Here is a 19,861-nt window from a genome sequence, read left to right on the forward strand (position 1 = left end):
GTAGAGAACCGGTCAGGCGGTGCGGGCCTCGGCCGGCTCAGAGTCGCGCAGGGCGTCGGGGGTGCCGGGCGCGTGGAGCTCGAAGCGGAGACCGTGACCTCGGACCGTCGTGATCAGGCTCGGTGAGCTGGGGTCGTCGCCGAGCTTGCGCCGCACCCAGCCCAGGTGCACGTCGATCGTCTTCGACGACGTCCAGAAGGTGGTGTTCCAGACGGTCAGCATCAGCTCGTCGCGGGACACGACAGAACCAGCCCGCTGCATCAAGAAATGCAGCAGGTCGAACTCCTTGCGCGAGAACACGATCTCGCGTTCATCACGCCAGACCCGGCGGGTAACCGGGTCGACGGCGACGTCCTGGACCTTGAGCACACATTGAAAATAGGTAGCGAACACCCTCTCGCGCCGGGGAATGGCTCAACTCGCGGGTCCACGAGGGTAAATTCCTCGGGTTTTGTCGCCCGTATAGGCCATTCGGGCCATCCGCTAGTGACGTCGAACGGCCACTGGCTCCACCAGCCCGAACCCTCTGACGGGCCGCGCCGGGAGGGCGCGAGCCTCGAACTGGTCCTCGGGGAGGCGGCCCGCCGTGGCGCCGTCGACGATGATCCGGTTACGCCGTGCGACGGCCGTCAGGCGGGCGGCCATGTTCACGGGCGGCCCGAAGACGTCACCGAGCCGCATCACCACCGATCCGGTCGACAGGCCCACGCGGACGTCGGGCATCCGCTGGTCGCGGCCGACCACGGCGATGATGCCCTCAGCGGTGTCGTAGGCGCGGATCGGGTCCTCGTTCACGAACAGCACGGCGTCGCCCAGGCTCTTGATGACTCGTCCGTTCTGACCCGCGACGACGTCGGCGCACCGGGACTCGAAGATCTCCACCAGGTCGCCGATCCGGTCGTGGTCCAGGCGGTTGGTGAGCGCCGTGAACTGGACGATGTCGGCGAAGCCGACGGTCAGCTGCGTGGTGTGCAGGTCGGCGTCGTCGGCTCCGAGCGCTTCCACGCGGGCGACGGCCGCCGCCAGGTGACGGCGCCAGACGTAGACCAGAAGGCCCTCGAACGGCCCGTTCAGCGCGTCGAGGAGCCGGAGCGCGGCGGTCGCGCGGGAGCCGGTGGCGTCGTCACCCGCCTCCATCTCCTGGACGCGGTGCACGAGCGTGGCCACCTCCCAGTCGGCGAGGCGGGCCATGGTCTGGCCGACCGCGCGGGTGAGGTCGACGGCCATGTCGAAGTCGATCGCGCCCTCGTCGACCAGCCGCAGCAGGGTGGAGACCGCGTCGGCGTCGGCGTGCGTGAACGCCCGCTCGCTGCCCCGGTCGGGGAAGCCGAGGGCGCGCCACAGACGTTGCGCCTGCTCGATGCTCGCGCCGGTCTCGGCGGCCACCTCGAGGGCGTTGAAGACGACGTCCTCGCCCAGGATGGCCTGCTCCAGCTGCTGGGCGGGGTTCTCCTCAGGTTCCGTCATCGTCCCGTCGGTCGGTGCTGTGCCCACCGGACCCACCGAGCAGCTCGGTGAGCTGGCGCTGCACCTGCTCCACCCGCGGGATGTCGTGCAACCGGACCGAGCCATGGGTGCTGGCGTCGCTGATCACGAGGGTGCCGCAGCCGAGTATCCGGTCGAGAATGCCCTGGTCGTAGGCGACGTCGCTGATCCGGTTCAACGGGATGTCGTGCCCCCGTCGGGCGACCAGGCCCTCACGCGTGATCAGCCGCTTGGTGGTGATCGTGTACGTCGCGGTGAGCCAGGTGAGGAACGGGCGCAGCACGAACCACAAGAACACGAGCAACGCCACGATCCAGTAGCCGAGGCTCACGGTGCCGTTGCCGGTCTTGCGGTCGAGGTAGATCGCCGCCGCGAGCAGGACGACCAGGACGACGATCGGCAGGATGAGTGCCTTGGGGTGCGTGCGGGTGTCGACGACCACGGTCTCGCCGTCGGTCAGCAGCTTGGGTGAGATGGCCACGGCGTGAGTCTGTCACTTCTGGGATCGCACGTGCACCACATCGCCCGCGGCGACGGCCACCCCGGTGACCATTCCAGGCTCAGCGGGGCTCCCGTCCCACGGCGGACTCACGACGAGGCGGCCGTGGTCGTCGATCCCGGTCGCCCGACCCTCCAGCACGGAGCCGTCCGGCAGGTCCACCCGCACGTCGCGCTCGAGCGTCGTACACAGGGGCCGGTAGCCCGCCACGAAGGTGTGTGGGGACGACGCGAGGACGCCCAGGGACCGCCTCAGCTCACGGAGCACGTCGCCGAGGAGCACGGTCCGGTCCACCGGACCGGTGGCCAGGGCCAGGGACGTCGCGGTCGGCACCGGCAGCTCGCCCTCGGCCTGGTCGACGTTGATGCCGATACCGATCACAGCGAGGGGCTTCTCGCCCCCGTGAGCCCGGACATGGACCCGCTCGACCAGGATCCCGCAGACCTTCCGCTCACCGAGCAGGACGTCGTTCGGCCATTTCAGCGAGCCGCGGACCGTGCGGGCCACGGCGTACCCCGCGACGAGCGGCACCAGCGGCCACCACTCGTCGTCGACGACCGGGTCGACCACGGCCGAGAACGTGAGGGCCGCTCCTGGCGGCGTCACCCACTCGCGGCCGAGCCGACCACGTCCCGCGGTCTGGTGGTCGGCCACCAGGACGAGGCCGCGCTCGGGTGCCGCTGCCGCCAGGGCGTTCGTCGATCCGGCCGCCTCGTGCAGGCGGACGGTCCATGGTGGACCGGCGGCAACCTGGAGGGCGGCCAGGTCGAGCGGAGCCCGTGGAGAGGGGGCGTTCACGGGCACTAGTGTCGTGCAGGTGAGCGCAGACGTCCCCGACCCCGGCTCCGGCATCGACATCCACACCACGGCCGGGAAGCTGGAGGACCTCCACCGGCGGCTCGACGAGGCGGTGCACGCGTCGTCGAAGAAGGCGGTCGAGAAGCAGCACGCGAAGGGCCGCAAGACCGCCCGCGAGCGGATCGAGATGCTCTTCGACGACGGGACGTTCGTGGAGCTCGACGAGCTGGCGCGACACCGCTCGACGGCGTTCGGCCTGCAGAAGCGGCGACCGTACGGCGACGGGGTGGTGACGGGCTACGGCGCGGTCGACGGTCGTCAGGTGTGCGTGTTCAGCCAGGACTTCACGATCTTCGGCGGCTCGCTGGGCCAGGTGTACGGCGAGAAGATCACCAAGGTCATGGATCTCGCCATGAAGACCGGCTGCCCGATCATCGGCATCAACGAGGGGGCCGGTGCCCGCATCCAGGAGGGCGTGGTCTCCCTCGGGCTGTACGGCGAGATCTTCCGCCGCAACGTGCACGCGTCGGGCGTCATCCCGCAGATCAGCCTGATCATGGGCTCCTGCGCCGGCGGGCACGTCTACTCCCCGGCCGTCACAGACTTCACGGTGATGGTCGACGGGACCTCGAACATGTTCATCACCGGCCCGGACGTGATCAAGACCGTCACCGGCGAGGACGTCACGATGGAGGAGCTCGGCGGCGCGCGCACCCACAACACCAAGTCGGGCAACGCCCACTACATGGGCGCCGACGAGGAGGACGCGATCGAGTACGTGAAGGCGCTGATCTCCTACCTGCCGCAGAACAACCTCGACCCGGCGCCTGCGTACGACAGCCCGGCGGACCTCGAGATCACCGCCCTCGACCGCACGCTCGACACGGTGATCCCGGACGGTGCCAACCAGCCCTACGACATGCACGAGGTGATCACCGCCGTCCTCGACACCGAGGACGACGAGAGGGGCGAGTTCCTCGAGGTGCACGCGCTGTTCGCGCCCAACATCGTCGTCGGGTTCGGCCGCGTCGAGGGCCGGTCGGTCGGTGTCGTGGCCAACCAGCCGATGCAGTTCGCCGGCACGCTCGACATCGACGCGTCGGAGAAGGCCGCCCGCTTCGTGCGCACCTGCGACGCGTTCAACATCCCGGTGCTGACGTTCGTCGACGTACCCGGCTTCCTGCCCGGCACCGACCAGGAGTGGAACGGCATCATCCGACGGGGCGCGAAGCTCATCTACGCCTACGCCGAGGCGACGGTCCCGCTGGTCACGATCATCACCCGCAAGGCCTACGGCGGCGCCTACGACGTGATGGGCTCCAAGCACCTCGGCGCCGACCTCAACCTCGCCTGGCCGACCGCGCAGATCGCGGTGATGGGTGCCCAGGGCGCGGTGAACATCCTGTACCGCAACGAGCTCAAGGACGCCGCCGATCCCGAGGCGCGGCGGGCCGAGCTGATCACGGAGTACGAGGACACGCTCGCCAACCCGTACGTCGCCGCTGAGCGCGGGTACGTCGACGGTGTCATCCCGCCGCACGAGACGCGCATCGAGATCGTCAAGGCGCTGCGCCTCCTCGGCTCCAAGCGCGAGCTGCTGCCGAGCAAGAAGCACGGGAACATCCCGCTGTGAGCGATCCGGATCGACCGGTGGTGGCGTCGGTCGGGACCACGCCGTTCCTGCGCGTGGTCAAGGGTGACCCGACGCCCGAGGAGCTGGCCGCGCTGGTCGGCGTACTCGCGTCGCTGGGCGGCCCGGCCCCGTCACCGCTGCGGCGTACGCCGGAGTGGAACGCACCGCGCCGGCTCCACCGCGTCGTCCACCCGCACGGACCCGGGGGCTGGCGAGCGTCCGGACTGCCCCGCTGAACGTCGGCCCGGCTGACGGAACCGGTGGCGTCGGCACCCGTCGGCGCTCGGATCCGTGGCTGACGACTGCGTAAAATCTCGGAGAAAGCCTGGATTGTGCCCCGCCGACGGCTCACCATGGTCGACAACGGTGGACTGGGCCACCGTCACGGCGGGCCAATGGGGGGCCGCCAACGACGATTCCGGGGGGATCGCGATGAGCTCAATGGTGATGGACGATCGTTCGCTCGACACCTTCGCCCGAGAGACGCCGGCCGAGCGACCGGTGCAGGCACACCCGCGTGGCCGGGGATTCCGCGTCCTCAGTCAGATCGCGCGCATCCACGCCGAGGAGTACGAGCCGCGTCACCGGCTCAGCGCGGCGGCGGACGCCGAACAGACCTCGGTCGCCAGCTGAGCAGGACCCGCGCACCTCTGGGCACCGGCATCCGGTTCCTCGAGACCGCCTGACGTCCACTGCGAGGAAGGGGCCGCGTGACCCCTTCCTCTCACCGCCTGCCTGTCGCGCGATGACCGCCGTGCGCTCGTCCTGGTGGCCGATGGGCGCGTTCGCCGGACGGCACGCGCCGCGACCGCCTAGCCTCTCCTCGAATCCGTCCGGGAAAGGTTCAGAGGCATGAAGGTGATCCTGGCGCTCGTCGTCGTGGCCGTCGTCGCCGGGTTCGGCGTCAGCTGGGCGAAGGAGAAGGCCGACTCGGTCATCCACCACGCCATCGACACGGGGCTTCCCGCGAAGGTCGAGGCGAAGACCTGGGCCCCTCTCGACCACGGCCGGCGGATGCGGGCCGACCGCGTGCGCTTCGACGACGGCCGCCTGATGACGGTGCGCTGCCACGAGACGCTGGGCGGCTACTCGATCCACGTCGACCACGCCTTCGCGTTCGAGAGGACGACCACGCGGATCAAGGCCCACTGCCCGGGTCGGTCGTTGCGCGCGTCGCTGACGGACGCGACTCGGGTCGACGTCGACGCACACGGCAACGGCCAGGAGCTGACGTTCAAGGACAAGGACGGCGACCCGGTCGCCACGTTCGTCTCACACTGAGCCACCGGTCCTGCTCACGGGGGTACGACGCGACCGGCCGACCGCGGCGACCACCGACCAGGCGGCACCCAGGACCACGGCCAGCAGCCACGCAGCCACCTCGGTCGTCCAGCCGGGCGGGTGGAACGCGACGTCGACCGTCTGACCGGTGGCGGTCGCCGGTACGTGGACCGTCAGCAGGTACCCGTCGACCGGATCCCCGATCGACCCGGGCGAGGTCGAGTAGCCGGGCCAGTCGAGCAGCCGCAGCACCACGGTCCCACCCGCAGCGGGAACCCGGTCCACACGGAACGACGTACCGGTCGCCCCGGCGTCGACCGCGGAGACCGACGTTCCCGGCGACGTCCAGGCCACACTCCCTGCCCCGGGCAGCGACGTCCGCCGCGTCCACAGGACGACGTACGGCGTGCGCTCGGCCACTCGCCACCCCGCCGGCGGCTGGGACAGCCGGGCGCTGCTGAAGTCGTGGCGCACCAGGAGCAGCGAGCTCACGCCCAGCAGGTCGACCCGCTTCTCCCCCGTGGTGGGTTCGGTGCTGAACAGCTCGGTGAGCAGCGCGGGACAGGTGTCGCCCTGGTAGTAGATGCAGTAGCGGGACTTGTACACGGCCTGGCTGATGGCCGTGTAGGTGTTCTGGGACCGGAGGCCGGTGAGGTACCACGCCGACCCGATCGGCAGCTGCCGGGCCGCGGCCGGGTCCGACTGCACGAGCAGGTCGGTCGCCCCCACCTTGAGCAGGTCACCGGCGGCCCCGGGATAGAGGCTCTGGTAGGCCGCGAGATCCGTCGGCGCGTTGCGCTGGGGTGAGGGAGGCGTCGGGTAGAACGCATGCTGCACCCCGAACGCCGCCAGGGTGACCGCTCCCGCGACCGGCGCCAGCCACGTGCGCCTCCCGCTACGGACCAGCCACCAGAGCAACGTCAGGGCCGCGGCCACGAGTGCCACCGAGCACAGGTCCCCCGCCCGCTCCGACGAGGTCCGCATCATCGTCAGGGCTCCGGCGAGGACGACCCACCCCAGCGACAGCCCGAGCCGGAACGGAGACGGTCGCGCGAGCCCGAACCGCGTCCAGGCGACGACCAGCAGCACCGCCAGTGCCTGCACCAGGAAAGGCTGCAGCCGCAGGGGCCACCGCAGCGGACCGACCTGGGACGGCCCGTCGACGATCGCGAGGACGACCACGGTGAACAGCAGCAGCCCCGCGAGCGGCCGCCAACCCTCGCGGGCGCGGCGGAGGTCCACCCAGCAGAAGACCGGCAGCAGGCAGAAGAGGTAGGCGTAGGGCAGCACGTGATCACTCGTGCCCGTCACGGCGGCCGTGGGCAGCACCGACGCGAACAGGGCCAGCGGGTCCGTGGTGAACTTGCCGCCGAAGCCGCCGTACCCGGTCTCACGTGCCGTGACCGACGCGGTGAGCACGCCCGGGAGGTAGACGGTGACCGCCACCAGCCCGAGCAGGACGCCCGCCCCCAGCACCCGGAGGACGGCGCCCCGGTCGCGTGCCAGCAACCCGTCCACGAGACAGGCCACGATCGCGACGACCAGCATGATCGTGCCGAAGACGTAGCCCACGGTCACCAGCAGGTAGCCGGCAGCCAGGGCGGGCAGTGGGTTGGCGCCGCGCAGCATTATCCGCCGCAGCCCCCACCAGACCCAGGGGAAGAGCGCCCAGATCATCTCCGCGGCCGCCCACGACGGCAGGTCGAGGTACTGGGTCATGCCGCCCATCGGCGCCAGCAGGGCGGCGACGTACGCCGCGGCCGGGGGCGCGTCGTACGAGCGGACCAGCAGGTAGACGCCCAGCACACCGACGACGGCCAGTCCCAGCTTGACCACGGCGGTCACCAGGAGCAGGTCGGAGACGACCGTCGCCAGCAAGCCGATCCCGATCGTCAGCGGCGACCAGAGCCCCCACTGGCCCTCGGCGGCGAGGTTCCCGGCCCGCCAGGCGTGCGGGTCGAGGGTGCTCCACTGCCCGTGCCGGACGAGCTCGCCGAGGTGGTACCACCAGCCGTAGTACGCCGCCGGGGTGTCGCCGTACCAGAAGTAGTGGTGGTTCCCGACCAGCAGCAGCCCGAGCGCGACCAGCACGGTGCCGACGGCCGCCCCGGACCACGCCACGTCGGCGCGGGCGCCGCCGAGTTCGGGTCGGGTCACCGCTTGGCCGCCGCGAGGAAGACCGAGGAGCCGAACGGCAGGTCGCGGTGTCCCAGCACGCGCTCGTCCCACCGGCACAGGCCCAGCAGCACGCGCTCGACGCGCGGCCCGACCAGGGGTACGTCGACGACGTCGGCGGGTCGGCCCGCGGAGCTGTCGTCGCGCGCCAGTCGATGGCGCACGCCCCGCACGACTCGTTCGGCGACGAAGGCGGGGAACACGGCCGTGAACCCGTACGTTGCGCGCAGCACCTCGAACCCGGCGTCCTCCACCGCCGAGACCGCACGCGGCCTGGTGTAGCGTCGGACGTGACCGTTCGCGACGTCGTGGTCGGACCAGGCCCACTGGTACGCCGGCACCGAGAGCAGCAGCCGTCCGCCGGGCCGGAGCACCCGCCGCAGCTCGGCGAGGGCGTGGTCCTCCGGGTCGCAGTGCTCGACCACGTCGAACGCGCCGACCACCTCGAAGCTGTTCTCCGCGAACGGCAGGGCCAGTACCGATCCGCAGACGCCCTCGGGCGGGCGCAGACCGCGCGGGTCGAGGTCCAGCGAGATCTTCTGTGGCGCCGTCAACCAACCGACGCTGGGGCCGTCGGCGCTGCCGACGTCGAGCATCCGCTGCGGCGACCCGACGTACGGCTCGAGGACGGTGCGCAGCATCTCCGCCCGCGCCCGGTACCACCAGTAGTCGGGCTGGTGGATCGACGGGGAGCCGCCGTGCGGGGTCGCAGGCGTCGGGCCGGGCACCGGGGAAGGGTAACGGCCGCTCCCTGATCGTTCGCCCACCGGCTCTGCGAGACTCGCCCGGTGATCTCGCTGGTGCTCGCGTCGGCCTCTCCTGCGCGCCTGGCCACCCTCCGGGCGGCGGGCCTGGAACCGTCGGTCGTCGTCTCCGGCGTCGACGAGTCGCAGGTGACCGGCCTCGCCCCGGCCGGTCTGGCCCAGCGCCTCGCCGAGCTCAAGTGCGCCGCCGTCGCGGACGAGGTCGGGAGCGGTCGACTCGTGCTCGGCTGCGACTCCGTGCTCGAGCTCGACGGAGAGGCGCTGGGCAAGCCCGGCGACCCGGACGGTGCGGTACGCCGCTGGCGGGCGATGCGCGGGCGCAGCGGGATCCTCCACACCGGCCACTGCCTGCGCGACACCACATCCGGCGTTCAGGCGACCGGGACGGGGTCGACCGTGGTGCACTTCGCGGACGTCACCGACGACGAGATCACGGCGTACGTCGAGTCCGGCGAGCCGCTGCAGGTCGCGGGCGCGTTCACCATCGACGGCCTGGGCGGCGCGTTCGTCACCCGTATCGAGGGCGACCACCACAACGTGGTCGGCCTGAGCCTGCCGCTGCTGCGCGACCTCGTGATCGAGCTCGGCCACCGCTGGACCGACCTCTGGAGCCGACGCTAGGGCGCCTCGGAGGTCGCCTCGGGGTCGATCACCAGACCCGCCGGCCCGAGCAACGACACCGGGTGGTGCGCGACCTCGGTCGCGGTGACCGGCTTCCGGAAGACGTAGGTGCGGAACAGGTAGAAGCGCGCCACCTGCCCGATCAGCGCGCCGATCACGTTGCCGGCGAGGTTGTCGGCGAGCGGATCGGTCTGGTGCAGCACGTGGCGGCTGAACCACAGGGACCCGACCGACAGCGGCAGGGTGACCAGGTTGATCAGGAAGAAGGCCGTGCGTCCGCCGTCCGCGTGCACGGGGGGTCGGTGCCGGAACGTCCAGGATCTGCTCAGCCGATAGCTGACCATCATGCCCACGAGGTTGGCGAGGACCAGGGCCGACAGGGGCTGCTCCCCCAGCCACGGGTCGCTGGTCAGGTAGAGGCCGTGGGCCAGGAAGTTGAAGATCGTGATCGAGACGATCGTCGACAACCCGCCGGTGACCATGAAGCGCCCGATCTCGACGACGAGATGGGGCAGACGGGAGGGCACGAGGGCAGTCTAAGGAAGGGACCCGCGCGATCCGCGATCAGCGCGCTGGTACGGAGATCCAGGTCGCGCCGCCGTCGGCCGAGGCCACCATGTCCCACTCGTCGGGCGTCTGGGCGTAGCTCGTCACCGACCGAGTGGTCACTGCCACGTCCAGGGACATCGGGTCGAAGGTAGGGGAATCCTGGTGGGCGAACGGGTCGCCGTACCCACGGTTGCCGTCAGGTGGCGTCGCGGGCTGCGTCCTCCGCGGCCAGGGCCGAGACCGAGCGGTCCGGCTGGAGCGTCTCGGGTGCAGCCAGGACGACGAGCACCGGCAGAGCGCAGACCACCGCGCAGAGGATGAAGGCCGGCGAGTACCCGGCCGCGTCCGCGACCCAGCCGGTCACGATCGGACCGAGGACGAGGCCGAGGTCGCCGGCCATCTGGAAGACCGCGACCACGGTCCCGCCCCGGCCGGCCACGACGTCGCCCATCACCGCACCCGGCGCCACCGAGTCGGACGCGGCCGCCACACCGATCAGTACGGTCGCGGTCACCAGCCCGGCGATGGCCGGCAGCGTCGGGAGCAGCACGAACGCCAGCGCCCCGACGAGCAGACCCAGCACGATCACCGGCCGCCGCCCGACCGTGTCCGCGATCTTGCCGGTCGGCAGCAGCAGTGCGCCGCTGACCACGCTGACGATGAGGAACGCGGCATAGGCCCAGCTGGCCGACAGGTGGAGCGCGTCCCGCACGTAGAGCGGCACCATCGCCGACCGGGCGCCGATCAGCGCGAACTCGCCGGCGAAGGCCGCCGCGAGGGCGGCCAGGTAGGCCCGGTTGCGCAGAGCGACCTTGAGCGCCAACGGCTCGGACCGGTCCGACTGGCGGGCGGCCAGCTCGCTGTGTCGCAGCGCACCGAGACCGAGCAGGCCGGCGACGACGAGCGTGCCCGCGTACAGGAAGAACGGGAGGCGGAGCGAGAAGGTGGCGACGGTGCCGACCGCCGGCCCGGCGACCAGGCCGATCAGGAAGGCGCCCGCCCACACCCCTTGGGCCCGGCCGCGTAGATGGTTGGGCGTGACCCGGACCAGGAGGCTGGCCGCGCTCACGCTGAACATGATCGAGCCGACGCCTCCGGCGCCGCGCAGGACGAGCAGCTGCCAGTAGGACTGGGCGAGACCGGCCAGCACGCTGCTCACCGCGACGACGCCGATGCCGGCGGCGAGCAGCAGGCGCTCCCCGAAGGCGTTGACGAGACGGCCGACGAACGGCGCCATCAGCAGGCGCATCAGCGCGAAGGCACTCACGACAGCCCCCGCGGCCGCCCTGCCGACTCCGAACTCGGCCGCGAACAGCGGCAGCGCGGGCGCGACCAGACCGAAGCCCAGGGCCACCATGAAGGCGACCCCCGTCAGCGCCCGAACCTCGGGTGGGAGGTCGCGGAACAGGCGCACCCCGCGACGCTACTCGACCGGCAGGCCGAGACCGCGTGCGATCAGCATCCGCTGCACCTCGGAGGTGCCCTCACCGATCTCGAGCACCTTGGCGTCGCGGTAGAGCCGGGCCACGGGGTACTCCTCCATGAAGCCGTAGCCGCCGAAGACCTGGGTGGCGATGCGGGTCGCGGTCACGGCCGACTCTGTCGCGTACAGCTTGGCGACGGAGGCCGCCTGCCGGAGCTCGCTGGGCTTCGGTCCGGCACCGTCGCGCATGGCGTCCTTGATCGACGCCGCCTTGTAGACCAGAAGCCGGCTCGCCTGGAGCATCACGTCGAGGTCGGCGACCTGGAACGCGACGCCCTGCTTGCGGCCGATGGGTACGCCGAACGTCTGCCGTTCCCCGGCGTACTTCAGGCACGCGTCGAGGCAGGCCTGGATGCAGCCGACCGCGAGCGCGGCGATCGCGATCCGACCGTCGTCGAGGGTCGCCAGGAACTGGGCGAAGCCACGGCCCCGCTCCCCCAGCAGGTTCTCCTCAGGGACGTGGACGTCCTCGAGGGTGAGCGGGTGCGTGTCGGAGGCGTGCCAGCCGAGCTTGTCGTACGCCGGCTCCACGGTGAACCCGGGTGCGTCCGCGGGGATGATGAAGGCCGAGATCTCCGCCCGCTCGTCGCCGGACGAGCCGACGGTGGTGCCGGTGCGCGCCGTGACCGTGACGCATGAGGTCAGCTCGGAACCGGAGTTGGTGATGAACTGCTTCGCGCCGTTCACGACCCACTCGCCGGCCACCAGCTCGGCCCGCGTCCGCGTGGCGCCGGCGTCGGAGCCCGCACCGGGCTCGGTGAGGCCGAAGCCGGCCAACGCCTCACCCGCGACGAGGTCGGGGAGCCACCGCTCTTTCTGCTCGGCGTCGCCGAAGGTCAGGATCGGGTTGATCCCGAGACCGACCGCCGCCTCGAGGGTGATCCCCATCGACTGGTCGACCCGGCCGATCTCCTCGATCGCCACGCAGAGGCTGGTGAAGTCGCCGTCCTCGCCGGCACCGCCGTACTCCTCCGGTGCGGTCAGGCCCATGAGCCCGAGCTTGCCCATCTTCTGCACCACGTCGGTCGGGAGGTGGTGCTCGCGGTCCCACTGCGCGGCGTGCGGCGCGATCTCGCCCTCGGCGAACTCGCGGACCACGCGCCGGAACTCCTCGTGCTCGCGCGACAGCTCGAACGTCATGCGCACATGGTAGCGGCGTTGGTTAACGATCGCTAACCATCGCTGGGGAAGCTGGCCGTCCTGCTTCCGCGGGGCAGGGTCTCGACGGTGCCCGACGTCCCCCAGGACTTCTGGTCCACGCACCTGGGGGTGTGCCCGGTCAGAGCCAGCGCCGGACCCGGCCGGCGTAGTCGGTGTACCCCGACCCGAACTTCGCCTCCAGGTAGTGCTCCTCGGGCAGGACCGCGCCCCAGGTGAGCAGCGCCCACTCCAGGGGCAGCGCGATCAGGGCCCACAGCGATCCAGCCAGGAGCGCCACGCCCGCGGAGGCGACCAGCAGACCGACGTAGAGCGGATTGCGCGACAGGGCGAAGGGCCCGGTCTCGATCACGGTCGTGCTCGCGCCGCCGGGCAGGAGCGCGGTCCGGTGCCTCGCGATCATCACCAGGGCCCATCCGTTCCAGACCACGAAGACGGCGACGAGCAGCCACCCCAACGCGGCCGTCACCGGCGAAGCGTCGAGTGGATCGCCCGCCAGCGCTGAGATGAGGAGGCCCAGCGCGAGGGGCCCGCCTACCGCCACGGGCGGCCACATCCGGAAAGCCGGACCGCGGTCGGATGTCACGAGTCATGGGTATCACCGTGGGTGGGACAGCTCGCCGTGCGCCCCGCAAGCTCGCTTCAGGGAATTTGCGTTGGTGACCATACGAGTGCTGGCTTGCTCCCCTGGGGCGGAGTCGGCGGCGCACTCGTACACATGTTCTCCGCCTCCCATGCGACCGGTGGCCTAGGAGAGGAACGTCCGTATCGCCAGGAGCACGTCGTCACGGTGGTCGAGGAACAGGTAGTGGGTGGCGTCCGGGATCTCGAGGACCTGGCCGTTGGCGATCTCCGCAGCAAAGCGGTGACGGCAGTCGGCCCGCCACGTCGCCGCGCTGCTCTTCGATGAGTCACCGACGGCGTAGATGGCAAGGGCGGGTGCGGCAATGTCGGCGTATGGGTGCCGGAACTCTCGCAGGGCCTCGTCGAACGGTGCCGCCTCTGCGTCGGAGAGCTTCTCTGTCACAGAGCCGTCCGGATGGGTGTCCACGAGGGCGCGGCACATCGCGTCAAAGGCGGGTCCCCAGATCTTCTCGAACTCGGGATCCAGCGAACGTACGAACTCGGCGAACTCTTCGTACGACGCGAACCGATCCGGGCTCGCGGGCTCGTCCTCTTCCACCTCCCCGGACTCGGTGCGGTCAGCCCAGTCGTAGGCCCCGTCGAGGTAGACGACGCTGGCGACCCGATCGGGATGGCGAACGGCCAGGACCGACACCTCGCCACCTCCCATCGAGTGCCCGACCATGTGGGCCCGCTCGATCTCGAGCACATCGAGCAGCCCTCGCGCGTCCTCGGCAGCAATCGGCGAGCGCGTAACCGCTCCGGACCTGGTCGGTCAGCCCGTGCCCGCGCCTGCTCAGGGCGAGCACCCGAAATCGGTCGGTCAGGTGTGGGGCCAGCTCGGCGTACACATGGGCAGTGCACCCCAGGCCGGCCAGCAACAGCATCGGGCCTCCGTCGCCGCCCCAGTCCAGGTAGTGGAAGCGGATGCCGTCGAGGGTGACGAACCGGTCCGGGGGTACGTCAATCGTCTTCGGCATCCGGTGACCGTATCTTGAGCGTCAGCGCAGCTCGCGACGACAACCGATCGAGTTCCACCCATCACGTCGACCTCGGCGTTCAGGGGAAGATCCGGCCACCCTCAGCGTCCGTCGGACAGCGGCATGAGCGGGCATCCAGTGCGAGGATTCCCTTGTGCGGCGAATGGATGACGAGCGCGACGCATCGGAGGCTTGAGAACTCCTGTGTCAGAGGGCCGTCCAGGTCACCCGACGTCTGCTCATCGCCGGGTGCCCGTTGATGCTCCGGAGGGCTACACAGGCGATCACGCAGAGTGGATTCGACTCTTGGCTGACGCTTGTGACCGCCTGGCTCGTCCCCGACCCAACGCCAAAAGACGCCCTGGCGTTTCGGCAGCGGGCGTGGGAGCCCATCCAGGCGCATTGGGTCTCTTCCGTCCTCGGCCAACGAGCCCGCACCGATGAGAGCCCCCTCCCGCTGACGAGGTCCGAGACTCGTGGAACGGGCAATCCGCCTGCATGGGTGAGGCGACCCTTGACGGCCCGGGCTTACCGTCGACCTACGCCCCCGCCAGAGGTGTGGCGGTGCCCGCCGGGTCACCGCATGAGGCCGTGGGGCACACCTACCACCAGGAGCGAGGCGTGGGCCGAGTGATAGTGCGCGACGCACGGCTTGGCCCCGATCCGGCGCTCGTGACTGGAGAGGGCGGGGAAGTCCTCCACGAGTTTGAGAGCGACCGGATCTATGACCTGGGGGACCGGTTGGTCCTACCTGACGGGACCCAGGTCAAGGTGATCGGCTTTCGCGAAACGTTCGCCGATGAGCACACACAAGTGCTGATGATCGGAAACATTTCCTAGAGCCCCCGATGCCACGCCCGCACCGCCGGATCTGCCGCTGAGATGCCCGCTCGGCATGACGGCCTGCATCCACTCGCTGGTGGCTTGTCGCCGTGTGCTCGCAGGAGGAGATGGGGACCTGCCTCGCCAGAGGCCGTGAGCTCGCGTCGTCCTTGACAGGTCTCGATCAGGACGCGGGTGTGAAGCGAGTCAGTCAAGAAGCGGCGCGTGGGGGTAGGGGATGTTGGCGTACGGCAAGCACGCACGGAACGTCTACCGGGCCAGTCACAAGAACCTCGACCCAGACAACGACGGAACGGCCTCCGAGGCGTGACCAGGCCGGGCGCGTATTCCGGGTGCTCAGTCTCCCGGCCACTCTCCGGTCCAGCGTTCGAAGGCTCGAGCCCCGCCGCGGTTGATGAGCGCCCGCACTGCCGAAAAGATGGCGCCTTGAACCAGGGCGGCGATGAGGATCTTTGGCAGCCGGTATTCCGATTGCAAGGGCGTCGGCGGGTCGTCGGGGCTGCCTGGGTCCAGATGTTTCCAGAGGAGTTGGACCATCTGCCCTGCGATCAGGCCGCCCAGAAGGCTGGCGACCAGTCCCCAGGGGCGATACAGGATCTTCGCGGCCTTGCTGGACTTGTGCTCCTGGGGCATCTAACTGTCCTTCCCCTCGGGCTGATCTCGGTCCTGGTTGTGGGTGAGGCGGAGCCGACGGCCCCGTTCGATGTCTTTTCGTTCCTTGCGCGCGGCCTTGTCGCTCTGCCTGGTGTCGCGCGCGGGTAGCTGGATGGTCTCCTCAGCTTGCAGACCGGCCTGGAGTTCTCTGCCGCGTTCGAGCTCGGCGTCGAGCTCGGCGCCGAACAGCAGTGCCAGGTTGGTGATCCACAGCCACAGGAGGAAGACGACGACGCCGGCTAGGGAGCCATAGGTCTTGTTGTAGCTGGAGAAGTTGGCGATGTAGAAGCCAAACAGGGCAGATGCGATGATCCAGGTGAGGATGGCGACCAAGGCGCCCACGCTGATCCACCGGAACCTGGGCTGCTTGACGTTCGGGGTGGCGTAGTACAGCAGCGCAACAATGAGGACCACTAAGGCCAGCAGCACCGGCCACTTGGCGATGTTCCAGACGGTGACTGCCGTCGAGCCGAGCCCGATCGCATTGCCGACCGCCCGAGCCGCGGGGCCGGTGAGTACCAGGCCGACCGCGATGAGTGCGGTCAGGACGACGGTGATCAGCGTGACCAGCAGCATCGTGGGGCGGAGTTTCCAGACAGGTCGGCCCTCCGCGATCTCATAGATGCGGTTCATGCCGCGGCCGAAGGCGCCCACGTAGCCGGAGGCGGACCACAGGGCCACTGCGAGACCGAGGATGAGCGCGGTACCGGAGTTCTGGGCGTGGCTCAGTTGGGTGAGGGTGGGTTGCAACGTGCTGGCGGCGCTGGAGGCGCCGACGTCGCGCAGAATCTGCAGCAGCGTGTCGACCGTCTTGGGTCCCTGCCCGACGAGACTGACAAGCGACAAGATGGCGATGGCGAAGGGGAACAACGCGAGTACTGCGTAGTAGGTCAACGCCGCGGCCAGGTCGGTGCACTGGTCGTCGGAGAACTCGCGTACGGTCTTCCGGGCCACATAGAACCAGGACTGCTTCTTCAGGTCTGTCGGTGAGTCCGGTTTGCCGTTGTCGACAGTCCGCTCCGATCCCGCGGAGTCAGACCGAGCTCCAACAGTCCTTGCAACAACGGGAGGTCGTTCGTTGGTCATCAGCGCCGCCTCCTCGAGCGGCGTGATGTCTGATTGCGGCGCCACAGCGCGACGACCAGGACCGCAACAAGGGCGGCAAGAACTCCGCCGCCCGCGCCGATCGTCACTGGATCAGGGTTTCCCTGGGCGTCAGTCGCGCGGTTGCGCAGCGTCCGCCATCGCCAGGCGGCCTCGTCTCTGGTCTGGATCATGCGGTTCCGGGCGCGGGTCTTGACGTCTAGCTTTTCCGCGAGCCGGTCCACGGTCTGAGCGAGGTCCTCTCGCGTTCGCTCGATATCGGCCTCGAGCTCGACAACCCGGGACGACGGGTCATTCCCGCGGTCGTCACCTCCGGTGGGGAGGTCGCGGTCTTCGGTCCGTGCAGCCGTCTCATCCGAATGCGCCTGTTCCAGCTCAGTGTTCTCAGTCATGTCTTCTCCTTGGGTGTTCAAAACTCTTGCCCATGGGGATTCACTCGCCTTGATGGCGACGAACGCTGTCCACGTCGCGCTTGAGGTTGTCCATGGTCCGTTCGGGGATCGGCGGTGATGCGGCTGTGACGCGCTTCTTGCCCAACAGCGCGACGAGACCGGCTACCGCCAGCAGCACGGCGCTCACGATCAGCGCCGCCAGCCAGGCCGGCAGCACCAGCGCCAGCGCGAGAATGACCGTTGCGATCAGGGTCCCGACGCCGTACAGGCCCAAGAGCCCTGCTGCGCCGAACATGCCAGCACCGAGCCCAGCCTTCTTCGCCTTCTCACTGATCTCTACCTGCGCAAGTCGCAACTCGTCGCGAACCAGGGCAGACACATCTTGGGAGAAGTGGGAGACGAGCTGACCGGTCGACTCCTCGTCGACTCGGTCTGCTGCACCCGACAAGCCCGTGGCTTCATAGGCCTCGCTCACGACCGCTTGCCCCCGCGTGCGCTCGGAGCACCACTACCACGCGCAGCTGCAGCAGCCGCCCGGGACTCCGAGGCCTTGGCTGTGTCGGAGGAGGAAGCGTTCGCGACCCTCTCCTTCACGACCTGACCTGCCTGCCCGGCCTTCTCCTGAACGACCTGCTGTGCCTGTCCGGCCTTCTCCTGAACCCGAGGGTCCCGCCACACTCGCCGCGCCTTTGCAGCGATCTGGTCGTATCGCTCGCGTCCCGACCGCGCCCCCAGCACGTAGCCCGTGCCAAGCCCGACGAGAAACGACAATCTTCCAGCCATTTGGTCCTCCCAAGTTCCTGCCCACACCCGCCAGGTCCGATCCTTCCGCGGCTGACTTACGGCGTAAGTTTGCTTACTTGGGGTACCCCACAGATCACAACGCATGCATCCCTGATGACAGGGTCAAACAGGGTGGCCGCACAGATTCGCCCACGACGCCGTAGCCTCGGGCCGCGAGGAGGACTCATGGCTGGCGCGCAAGAAGGCGACGACCGAACGACCCACCCAGCTCCTGACCAGGGACCACTCGATGCAGACGCCCGTGTCGCCCGCGGCGAAGACGCGCCCTCTGCCCGTGTCCCTCTGAGTACGGAGCGCATCGTCGATGCCGCTGTCGAATTCATCGACGACTCGGGTCTACCGGGGTTATCGATGCGCCGGCTCGGGGCACTCCTCGGCGTGGAAGCGATGTCGCTGTACCGGTACGTGCCCGGTCGAGAGCAGCTCCTCGACGCGGTCGTGGAACGCATCGTCGACCAGATGGAAGCCGACCCCGACGTCCTCGAGACCCCCGAACACGGCTGGCAGGACTATCTGCAGCGGCTCGCGCACGGGATCCGACGGGTGGCCCTCACTCACCCGAAGGCCTTTCCCCTCGTTGCGTCTCGGCCCGCCGAGGCACCGTGGCTGCGACCACCACTGCGAAGTCTCAGATGGGTGGAGGCATTCCTCGAGGGCCTCGCGCGTGAGGGCTTCAGCGACAACGCAGCTGTTGAGGCCTACCGTGCATTTACCAGCTTCTTGCTCGGGCACCTCCTGCTCGAGGTCGCCGCCCTAGGCGCCGACTTGGGGCCGCTCGACGTCGTCGAGGAGGACGCCGACAATTCCCTGGCGTTCTACCCCAACATTCGCCGCCTGTCCGGGCAATTGCACGAAGATCACTCCGCGACCGAGTTCGAAGACTCCCTCGAAAACCTCCTCCAGCGGCTCACGCTCATCCGGACCGAAAGCTAGGGACGGGCTTCGGAGGCCAGTGCTGCGGAGCCAGGATCCCGCCGGATGCCCCCGGTCATTGGCTCCCGACGGGCGTTTCGCTGGAAGCGTCTCCACGAACCACGGGGCATCCGCGTGGCGCTCGGCTCCGAGATCCGGCGACGGCGGAGCCACGAGGCAGCACCGAAGCCCGGAACGGCTTGCCCGAAGTACTCAACGCCAGACGGAATCAGTGGGCTCCTGGAGAAGGCCGGAGGTCCTCGCCCGAGGCGTCGTCGTCCGGTTGTGTCACAAGAAGCATCGTGCCGCACGTCACCGCCTGCGTCCGCTCATCGCCAGATCCGCGCACGCAACGCGGCATGAGCGTTCGTTCCTTCGTGAGCCCCAATCCTCCTAGTCGGGCTATCGTCCTGTCATGGCGAGCATGCTCGAGCAGCTCCGGGATGCGACGACAGCGCACGACGCCCGGCGGCTGGCGTCGCTGTTCGCCCAGGAGTAGGCGCTTGTACATGGAACCGGTCGAGCCAGATGGCGGGGACATCGAGGCCGCTTTACAGAAGCTGTACAAGCCTCCACCGAGGTCGTCGTACTGATCGTTGCCAGGCCACATATCTGGACCCATCTTGGGTCGGTCGCTCCTCGGCACGAGAGTGCGTTTCAAGGGCGTGGCACGCCCGCCGGCTCTCCACCAGCGGGCGTTCGTTGTGGCAGCGCCCCGCAGAGCACAGCGCATCCGCGGGGCGCTGTGCTCCGTCCGGGGTCGGAGCGCCTCAGTGGAGGTCTAGTCCAGGTCCCCGACCTCGTCGGGCTCGGTCGGCGACGGCGGGCCTGGCTCAAGCGGCTCCGGCTCGAGCGGGCCGCCTGCTGGCGTGATGTCCCGGTCGTTGTCGGGCTCTTGGGGTGTGGTGGTCATCTGGACCTTCCTGCGGTTGGGTGACGGGGTGCCGGTGTGACGCTCCGCCCTAGCGGTCCGGTTCCAAGCGGAGCGCCACGTCTCCGAAGCTCTCGGAGACATCGACGCGGAGTGGTCGCGCGGCACCCGTGCCGACCCTCCCAGGATGCGCTCGCCAGCCGGCCTGGGTCTTCACCCGCAGGTGCGGTT

At 69.5% G+C, this 19,861-nt stretch carries 24 protein-coding genes; 7 read left to right on the forward strand and 17 right to left on the reverse strand.

What is annotated here, in order from left to right; all coding sequences use genetic code 11:
* Positions 1 to 12 precede the first annotated feature (12 nt).
* The 4 genes from VGJ24_RS15580 to VGJ24_RS15595 all read right to left on the reverse strand — a co-directional run bounded on the left by VGJ24_RS15580 (position 13) and on the right by VGJ24_RS15595 (position 2,782).
* A complete protein-coding gene (locus VGJ24_RS15580) occupies positions 13 to 369 on the reverse strand; it encodes a winged helix-turn-helix domain-containing protein (RefSeq protein WP_331501549.1) in 357 nt (118 codons plus the stop codon).
* Between the two features lie 114 nt (positions 370 to 483).
* A complete protein-coding gene (locus VGJ24_RS15585; RefSeq protein WP_331501550.1) occupies positions 484 to 1,467 on the reverse strand; it encodes an adenylate/guanylate cyclase domain-containing protein in 984 nt (327 codons plus the stop codon).
* Positions 1,454 to 1,966, reverse strand: a complete 513-nt coding sequence (locus tag VGJ24_RS15590; RefSeq protein ID WP_331501551.1) for a PH domain-containing protein — start codon at positions 1,964 to 1,966, stop codon at positions 1,454 to 1,456. The genes VGJ24_RS15585 and VGJ24_RS15590 overlap by 14 nt, the downstream gene beginning before the upstream one ends.
* 12 nt (positions 1,967 to 1,978) lie before the next feature.
* On the reverse strand, positions 1,979 to 2,782 hold the full coding sequence (locus VGJ24_RS15595; protein WP_331501552.1) for a biotin--[acetyl-CoA-carboxylase] ligase: 804 nt from the start codon (positions 2,780 to 2,782) through the stop codon (positions 1,979 to 1,981).
* Between the two features lie 19 nt (positions 2,783 to 2,801).
* Here VGJ24_RS15595 and VGJ24_RS15600 point away from each other — a divergent pair, with 19 nt between their 5' ends.
* From VGJ24_RS15600 to VGJ24_RS15615, 4 genes are all read left to right on the forward strand, one after another.
* A complete protein-coding gene (locus VGJ24_RS15600) occupies positions 2,802 to 4,415 on the forward strand; it encodes an acyl-CoA carboxylase subunit beta (protein WP_331501553.1) in 1,614 nt (537 codons plus the stop codon).
* Positions 4,412 to 4,651 carry an acyl-CoA carboxylase subunit epsilon gene (locus VGJ24_RS15605; protein ID WP_331501554.1) on the forward strand — a complete coding sequence of 80 codons (240 nt, stop codon included), beginning with the start codon at positions 4,412 to 4,414 and terminating at the stop codon, positions 4,649 to 4,651. The genes VGJ24_RS15600 and VGJ24_RS15605 overlap by 4 nt, the downstream gene beginning before the upstream one ends.
* Before the next feature lie 211 nt (positions 4,652 to 4,862).
* A complete protein-coding gene (locus VGJ24_RS15610) occupies positions 4,863 to 5,048 on the forward strand; it encodes a hypothetical protein (RefSeq protein ID WP_331501555.1) in 186 nt (61 codons plus the stop codon).
* 219 nt (positions 5,049 to 5,267) lie between these two features.
* The gene (locus VGJ24_RS15615) at positions 5,268 to 5,696 is read left to right on the forward strand and encodes a hypothetical protein (protein ID WP_331501556.1); all 429 of its coding nucleotides are present in this window, start codon (positions 5,268 to 5,270) and stop codon (positions 5,694 to 5,696) included.
* Here the strand turns inward: VGJ24_RS15615 and VGJ24_RS15620 are convergent.
* A complete protein-coding gene (locus VGJ24_RS15620; protein WP_331501557.1) occupies positions 5,688 to 7,853 on the reverse strand; it encodes a hypothetical protein in 2,166 nt (721 codons plus the stop codon). The genes VGJ24_RS15615 and VGJ24_RS15620 overlap by 9 nt on opposite strands.
* The gene (locus VGJ24_RS15625; protein WP_331501558.1) at positions 7,850 to 8,599 is read right to left on the reverse strand and encodes a class I SAM-dependent methyltransferase; all 750 of its coding nucleotides are present in this window, start codon (positions 8,597 to 8,599) and stop codon (positions 7,850 to 7,852) included. The genes VGJ24_RS15620 and VGJ24_RS15625 overlap by 4 nt, the downstream gene beginning before the upstream one ends.
* Before the next feature lie 60 nt (positions 8,600 to 8,659).
* Between VGJ24_RS15625 and VGJ24_RS15630 the strand changes: the two genes are divergently transcribed.
* Positions 8,660 to 9,256, forward strand: coding sequence for a nucleoside triphosphate pyrophosphatase (locus tag VGJ24_RS15630; RefSeq protein WP_331501559.1), 597 nt, complete (start codon positions 8,660 to 8,662; stop codon positions 9,254 to 9,256).
* Here the strand turns inward: VGJ24_RS15630 and VGJ24_RS15635 are convergent.
* The 6 genes from VGJ24_RS15635 to VGJ24_RS15660 form a co-directional block, all read right to left on the reverse strand.
* Positions 9,253 to 9,783 (reverse strand): GtrA family protein, encoded by a 531-nt coding sequence (locus tag VGJ24_RS15635; RefSeq protein WP_331501560.1) that lies wholly within the window; start codon positions 9,781 to 9,783, stop codon positions 9,253 to 9,255. The genes VGJ24_RS15630 and VGJ24_RS15635 overlap by 4 nt on opposite strands.
* Positions 9,784 to 9,820: 37 nt before the next feature.
* Positions 9,821 to 9,943: a hypothetical protein gene (locus tag VGJ24_RS15640; protein ID WP_331501561.1), complete on the reverse strand. Its 123-nt coding sequence runs from the start codon at positions 9,941 to 9,943 to the stop codon at positions 9,821 to 9,823.
* A 58-nt stretch (positions 9,944 to 10,001) separates the two neighbouring features.
* The gene (locus tag VGJ24_RS15645; RefSeq protein WP_331501562.1) at positions 10,002 to 11,219 is read right to left on the reverse strand and encodes an MFS transporter; all 1,218 of its coding nucleotides are present in this window, start codon (positions 11,217 to 11,219) and stop codon (positions 10,002 to 10,004) included.
* Between the two features lie 9 nt (positions 11,220 to 11,228).
* Complete coding sequence (locus tag VGJ24_RS15650) at positions 11,229 to 12,428, reverse strand: acyl-CoA dehydrogenase family protein (protein WP_331501563.1); 1,200 nt, start codon at positions 12,426 to 12,428, stop codon at positions 11,229 to 11,231.
* A 139-nt stretch (positions 12,429 to 12,567) separates the two neighbouring features.
* Complete coding sequence (locus VGJ24_RS15655; protein WP_331501564.1) at positions 12,568 to 12,915, reverse strand: isoprenylcysteine carboxylmethyltransferase family protein; 348 nt, start codon at positions 12,913 to 12,915, stop codon at positions 12,568 to 12,570.
* A gap of 279 nt (positions 12,916 to 13,194) precedes the next feature.
* Entirely contained in the window at positions 13,195 to 13,812 is a 618-nt protein-coding gene (locus VGJ24_RS15660; protein ID WP_331501578.1) for an alpha/beta hydrolase, read from the reverse strand.
* Positions 13,813 to 14,671: 859 nt separating this feature from the next.
* Between VGJ24_RS15660 and VGJ24_RS15665 the strand changes: the two genes are divergently transcribed.
* The gene (locus VGJ24_RS15665; protein ID WP_331501565.1) at positions 14,672 to 14,890 is read left to right on the forward strand and encodes a hypothetical protein; all 219 of its coding nucleotides are present in this window, start codon (positions 14,672 to 14,674) and stop codon (positions 14,888 to 14,890) included.
* A 339-nt stretch (positions 14,891 to 15,229) separates the two neighbouring features.
* Here VGJ24_RS15665 and VGJ24_RS15670 read toward each other — a convergent pair whose 3' ends face one another.
* From VGJ24_RS15670 to VGJ24_RS15685, 4 genes are read right to left on the reverse strand one after another with little or no spacing between them, the layout of a single operon-like run.
* Positions 15,230 to 15,526 (reverse strand): DUF4235 domain-containing protein, encoded by a 297-nt coding sequence (locus VGJ24_RS15670; RefSeq protein ID WP_331501566.1) that lies wholly within the window; start codon positions 15,524 to 15,526, stop codon positions 15,230 to 15,232.
* Entirely contained in the window at positions 15,527 to 16,633 is a 1,107-nt protein-coding gene (locus VGJ24_RS15675) for a YihY/virulence factor BrkB family protein (RefSeq protein WP_331501567.1), read from the reverse strand.
* A complete protein-coding gene (locus VGJ24_RS15680; RefSeq protein WP_331501568.1) occupies positions 16,633 to 17,043 on the reverse strand; it encodes a DUF3618 domain-containing protein in 411 nt (136 codons plus the stop codon). The genes VGJ24_RS15675 and VGJ24_RS15680 overlap by 1 nt, the downstream gene beginning before the upstream one ends.
* Positions 17,044 to 17,083: 40 nt before the next feature.
* The gene (locus VGJ24_RS15685; RefSeq protein ID WP_331501569.1) at positions 17,084 to 17,518 is read right to left on the reverse strand and encodes a phage holin family protein; all 435 of its coding nucleotides are present in this window, start codon (positions 17,516 to 17,518) and stop codon (positions 17,084 to 17,086) included.
* A 494-nt stretch (positions 17,519 to 18,012) separates the two neighbouring features.
* On the opposite strand from VGJ24_RS15685, the gene VGJ24_RS15690 reads away from it, so the two are divergent.
* Positions 18,013 to 18,780, forward strand: a complete 768-nt coding sequence (locus tag VGJ24_RS15690) for a TetR/AcrR family transcriptional regulator C-terminal domain-containing protein (protein WP_331501570.1) — start codon at positions 18,013 to 18,015, stop codon at positions 18,778 to 18,780.
* Positions 18,781 to 19,540: 760 nt separating this feature from the next.
* Here VGJ24_RS15690 and VGJ24_RS15695 read toward each other — a convergent pair.
* Positions 19,541 to 19,672: a hypothetical protein gene (locus tag VGJ24_RS15695; protein WP_331501571.1), complete on the reverse strand. Its 132-nt coding sequence runs from the start codon at positions 19,670 to 19,672 to the stop codon at positions 19,541 to 19,543.
* Positions 19,673 to 19,861: the final 189 nt, after the last annotated feature.

The sequence above is a fragment of the Nocardioides sp. genome, from assembly GCF_036493135.1.
In the GTDB taxonomy this organism is placed as follows: domain Bacteria; phylum Actinomycetota; class Actinomycetes; order Propionibacteriales; family Nocardioidaceae; genus Nocardioides.

Excerpts from the sequence above, each read along its gene's own strand:
- VGJ24_RS15615 (WP_331501556.1), top strand. The coding sequence starts at position 5,268 with ATGAAGGTGATCCTGGCGCTCGTCGTCGTGGCCGTCGTCGCCGGGTTC.
- VGJ24_RS15585 (WP_331501550.1), bottom strand. The coding sequence starts at position 1,467 with ATGACGGAACCTGAGGAGAACCCCGCCCAGCAGCTGGAGCAGGCCATC.
- VGJ24_RS15610 (WP_331501555.1), top strand. The coding sequence starts at position 4,863 with ATGGACGATCGTTCGCTCGACACCTTCGCCCGAGAGACGCCGGCCGAG.
- VGJ24_RS15690 (WP_331501570.1), top strand. The coding sequence starts at position 18,013 with ATGGCTGGCGCGCAAGAAGGCGACGACCGAACGACCCACCCAGCTCCT.
- VGJ24_RS15675 (WP_331501567.1), bottom strand. The coding sequence starts at position 16,633 with ATGACCAACGAACGACCTCCCGTTGTTGCAAGGACTGTTGGAGCTCGG.
- VGJ24_RS15670 (WP_331501566.1), bottom strand. The coding sequence starts at position 15,526 with ATGCCCCAGGAGCACAAGTCCAGCAAGGCCGCGAAGATCCTGTATCGC.
- VGJ24_RS15640 (WP_331501561.1), bottom strand. The coding sequence starts at position 9,943 with ATGTCCCTGGACGTGGCAGTGACCACTCGGTCGGTGACGAGCTACGCC.
- VGJ24_RS15680 (WP_331501568.1), bottom strand. The coding sequence starts at position 17,043 with ATGACTGAGAACACTGAGCTGGAACAGGCGCATTCGGATGAGACGGCT.
- VGJ24_RS15650 (WP_331501563.1), bottom strand. The coding sequence starts at position 12,428 with ATGACGTTCGAGCTGTCGCGCGAGCACGAGGAGTTCCGGCGCGTGGTC.
- VGJ24_RS15695 (WP_331501571.1), bottom strand. The coding sequence starts at position 19,672 with ATGACCACCACACCCCAAGAGCCCGACAACGACCGGGACATCACGCCA.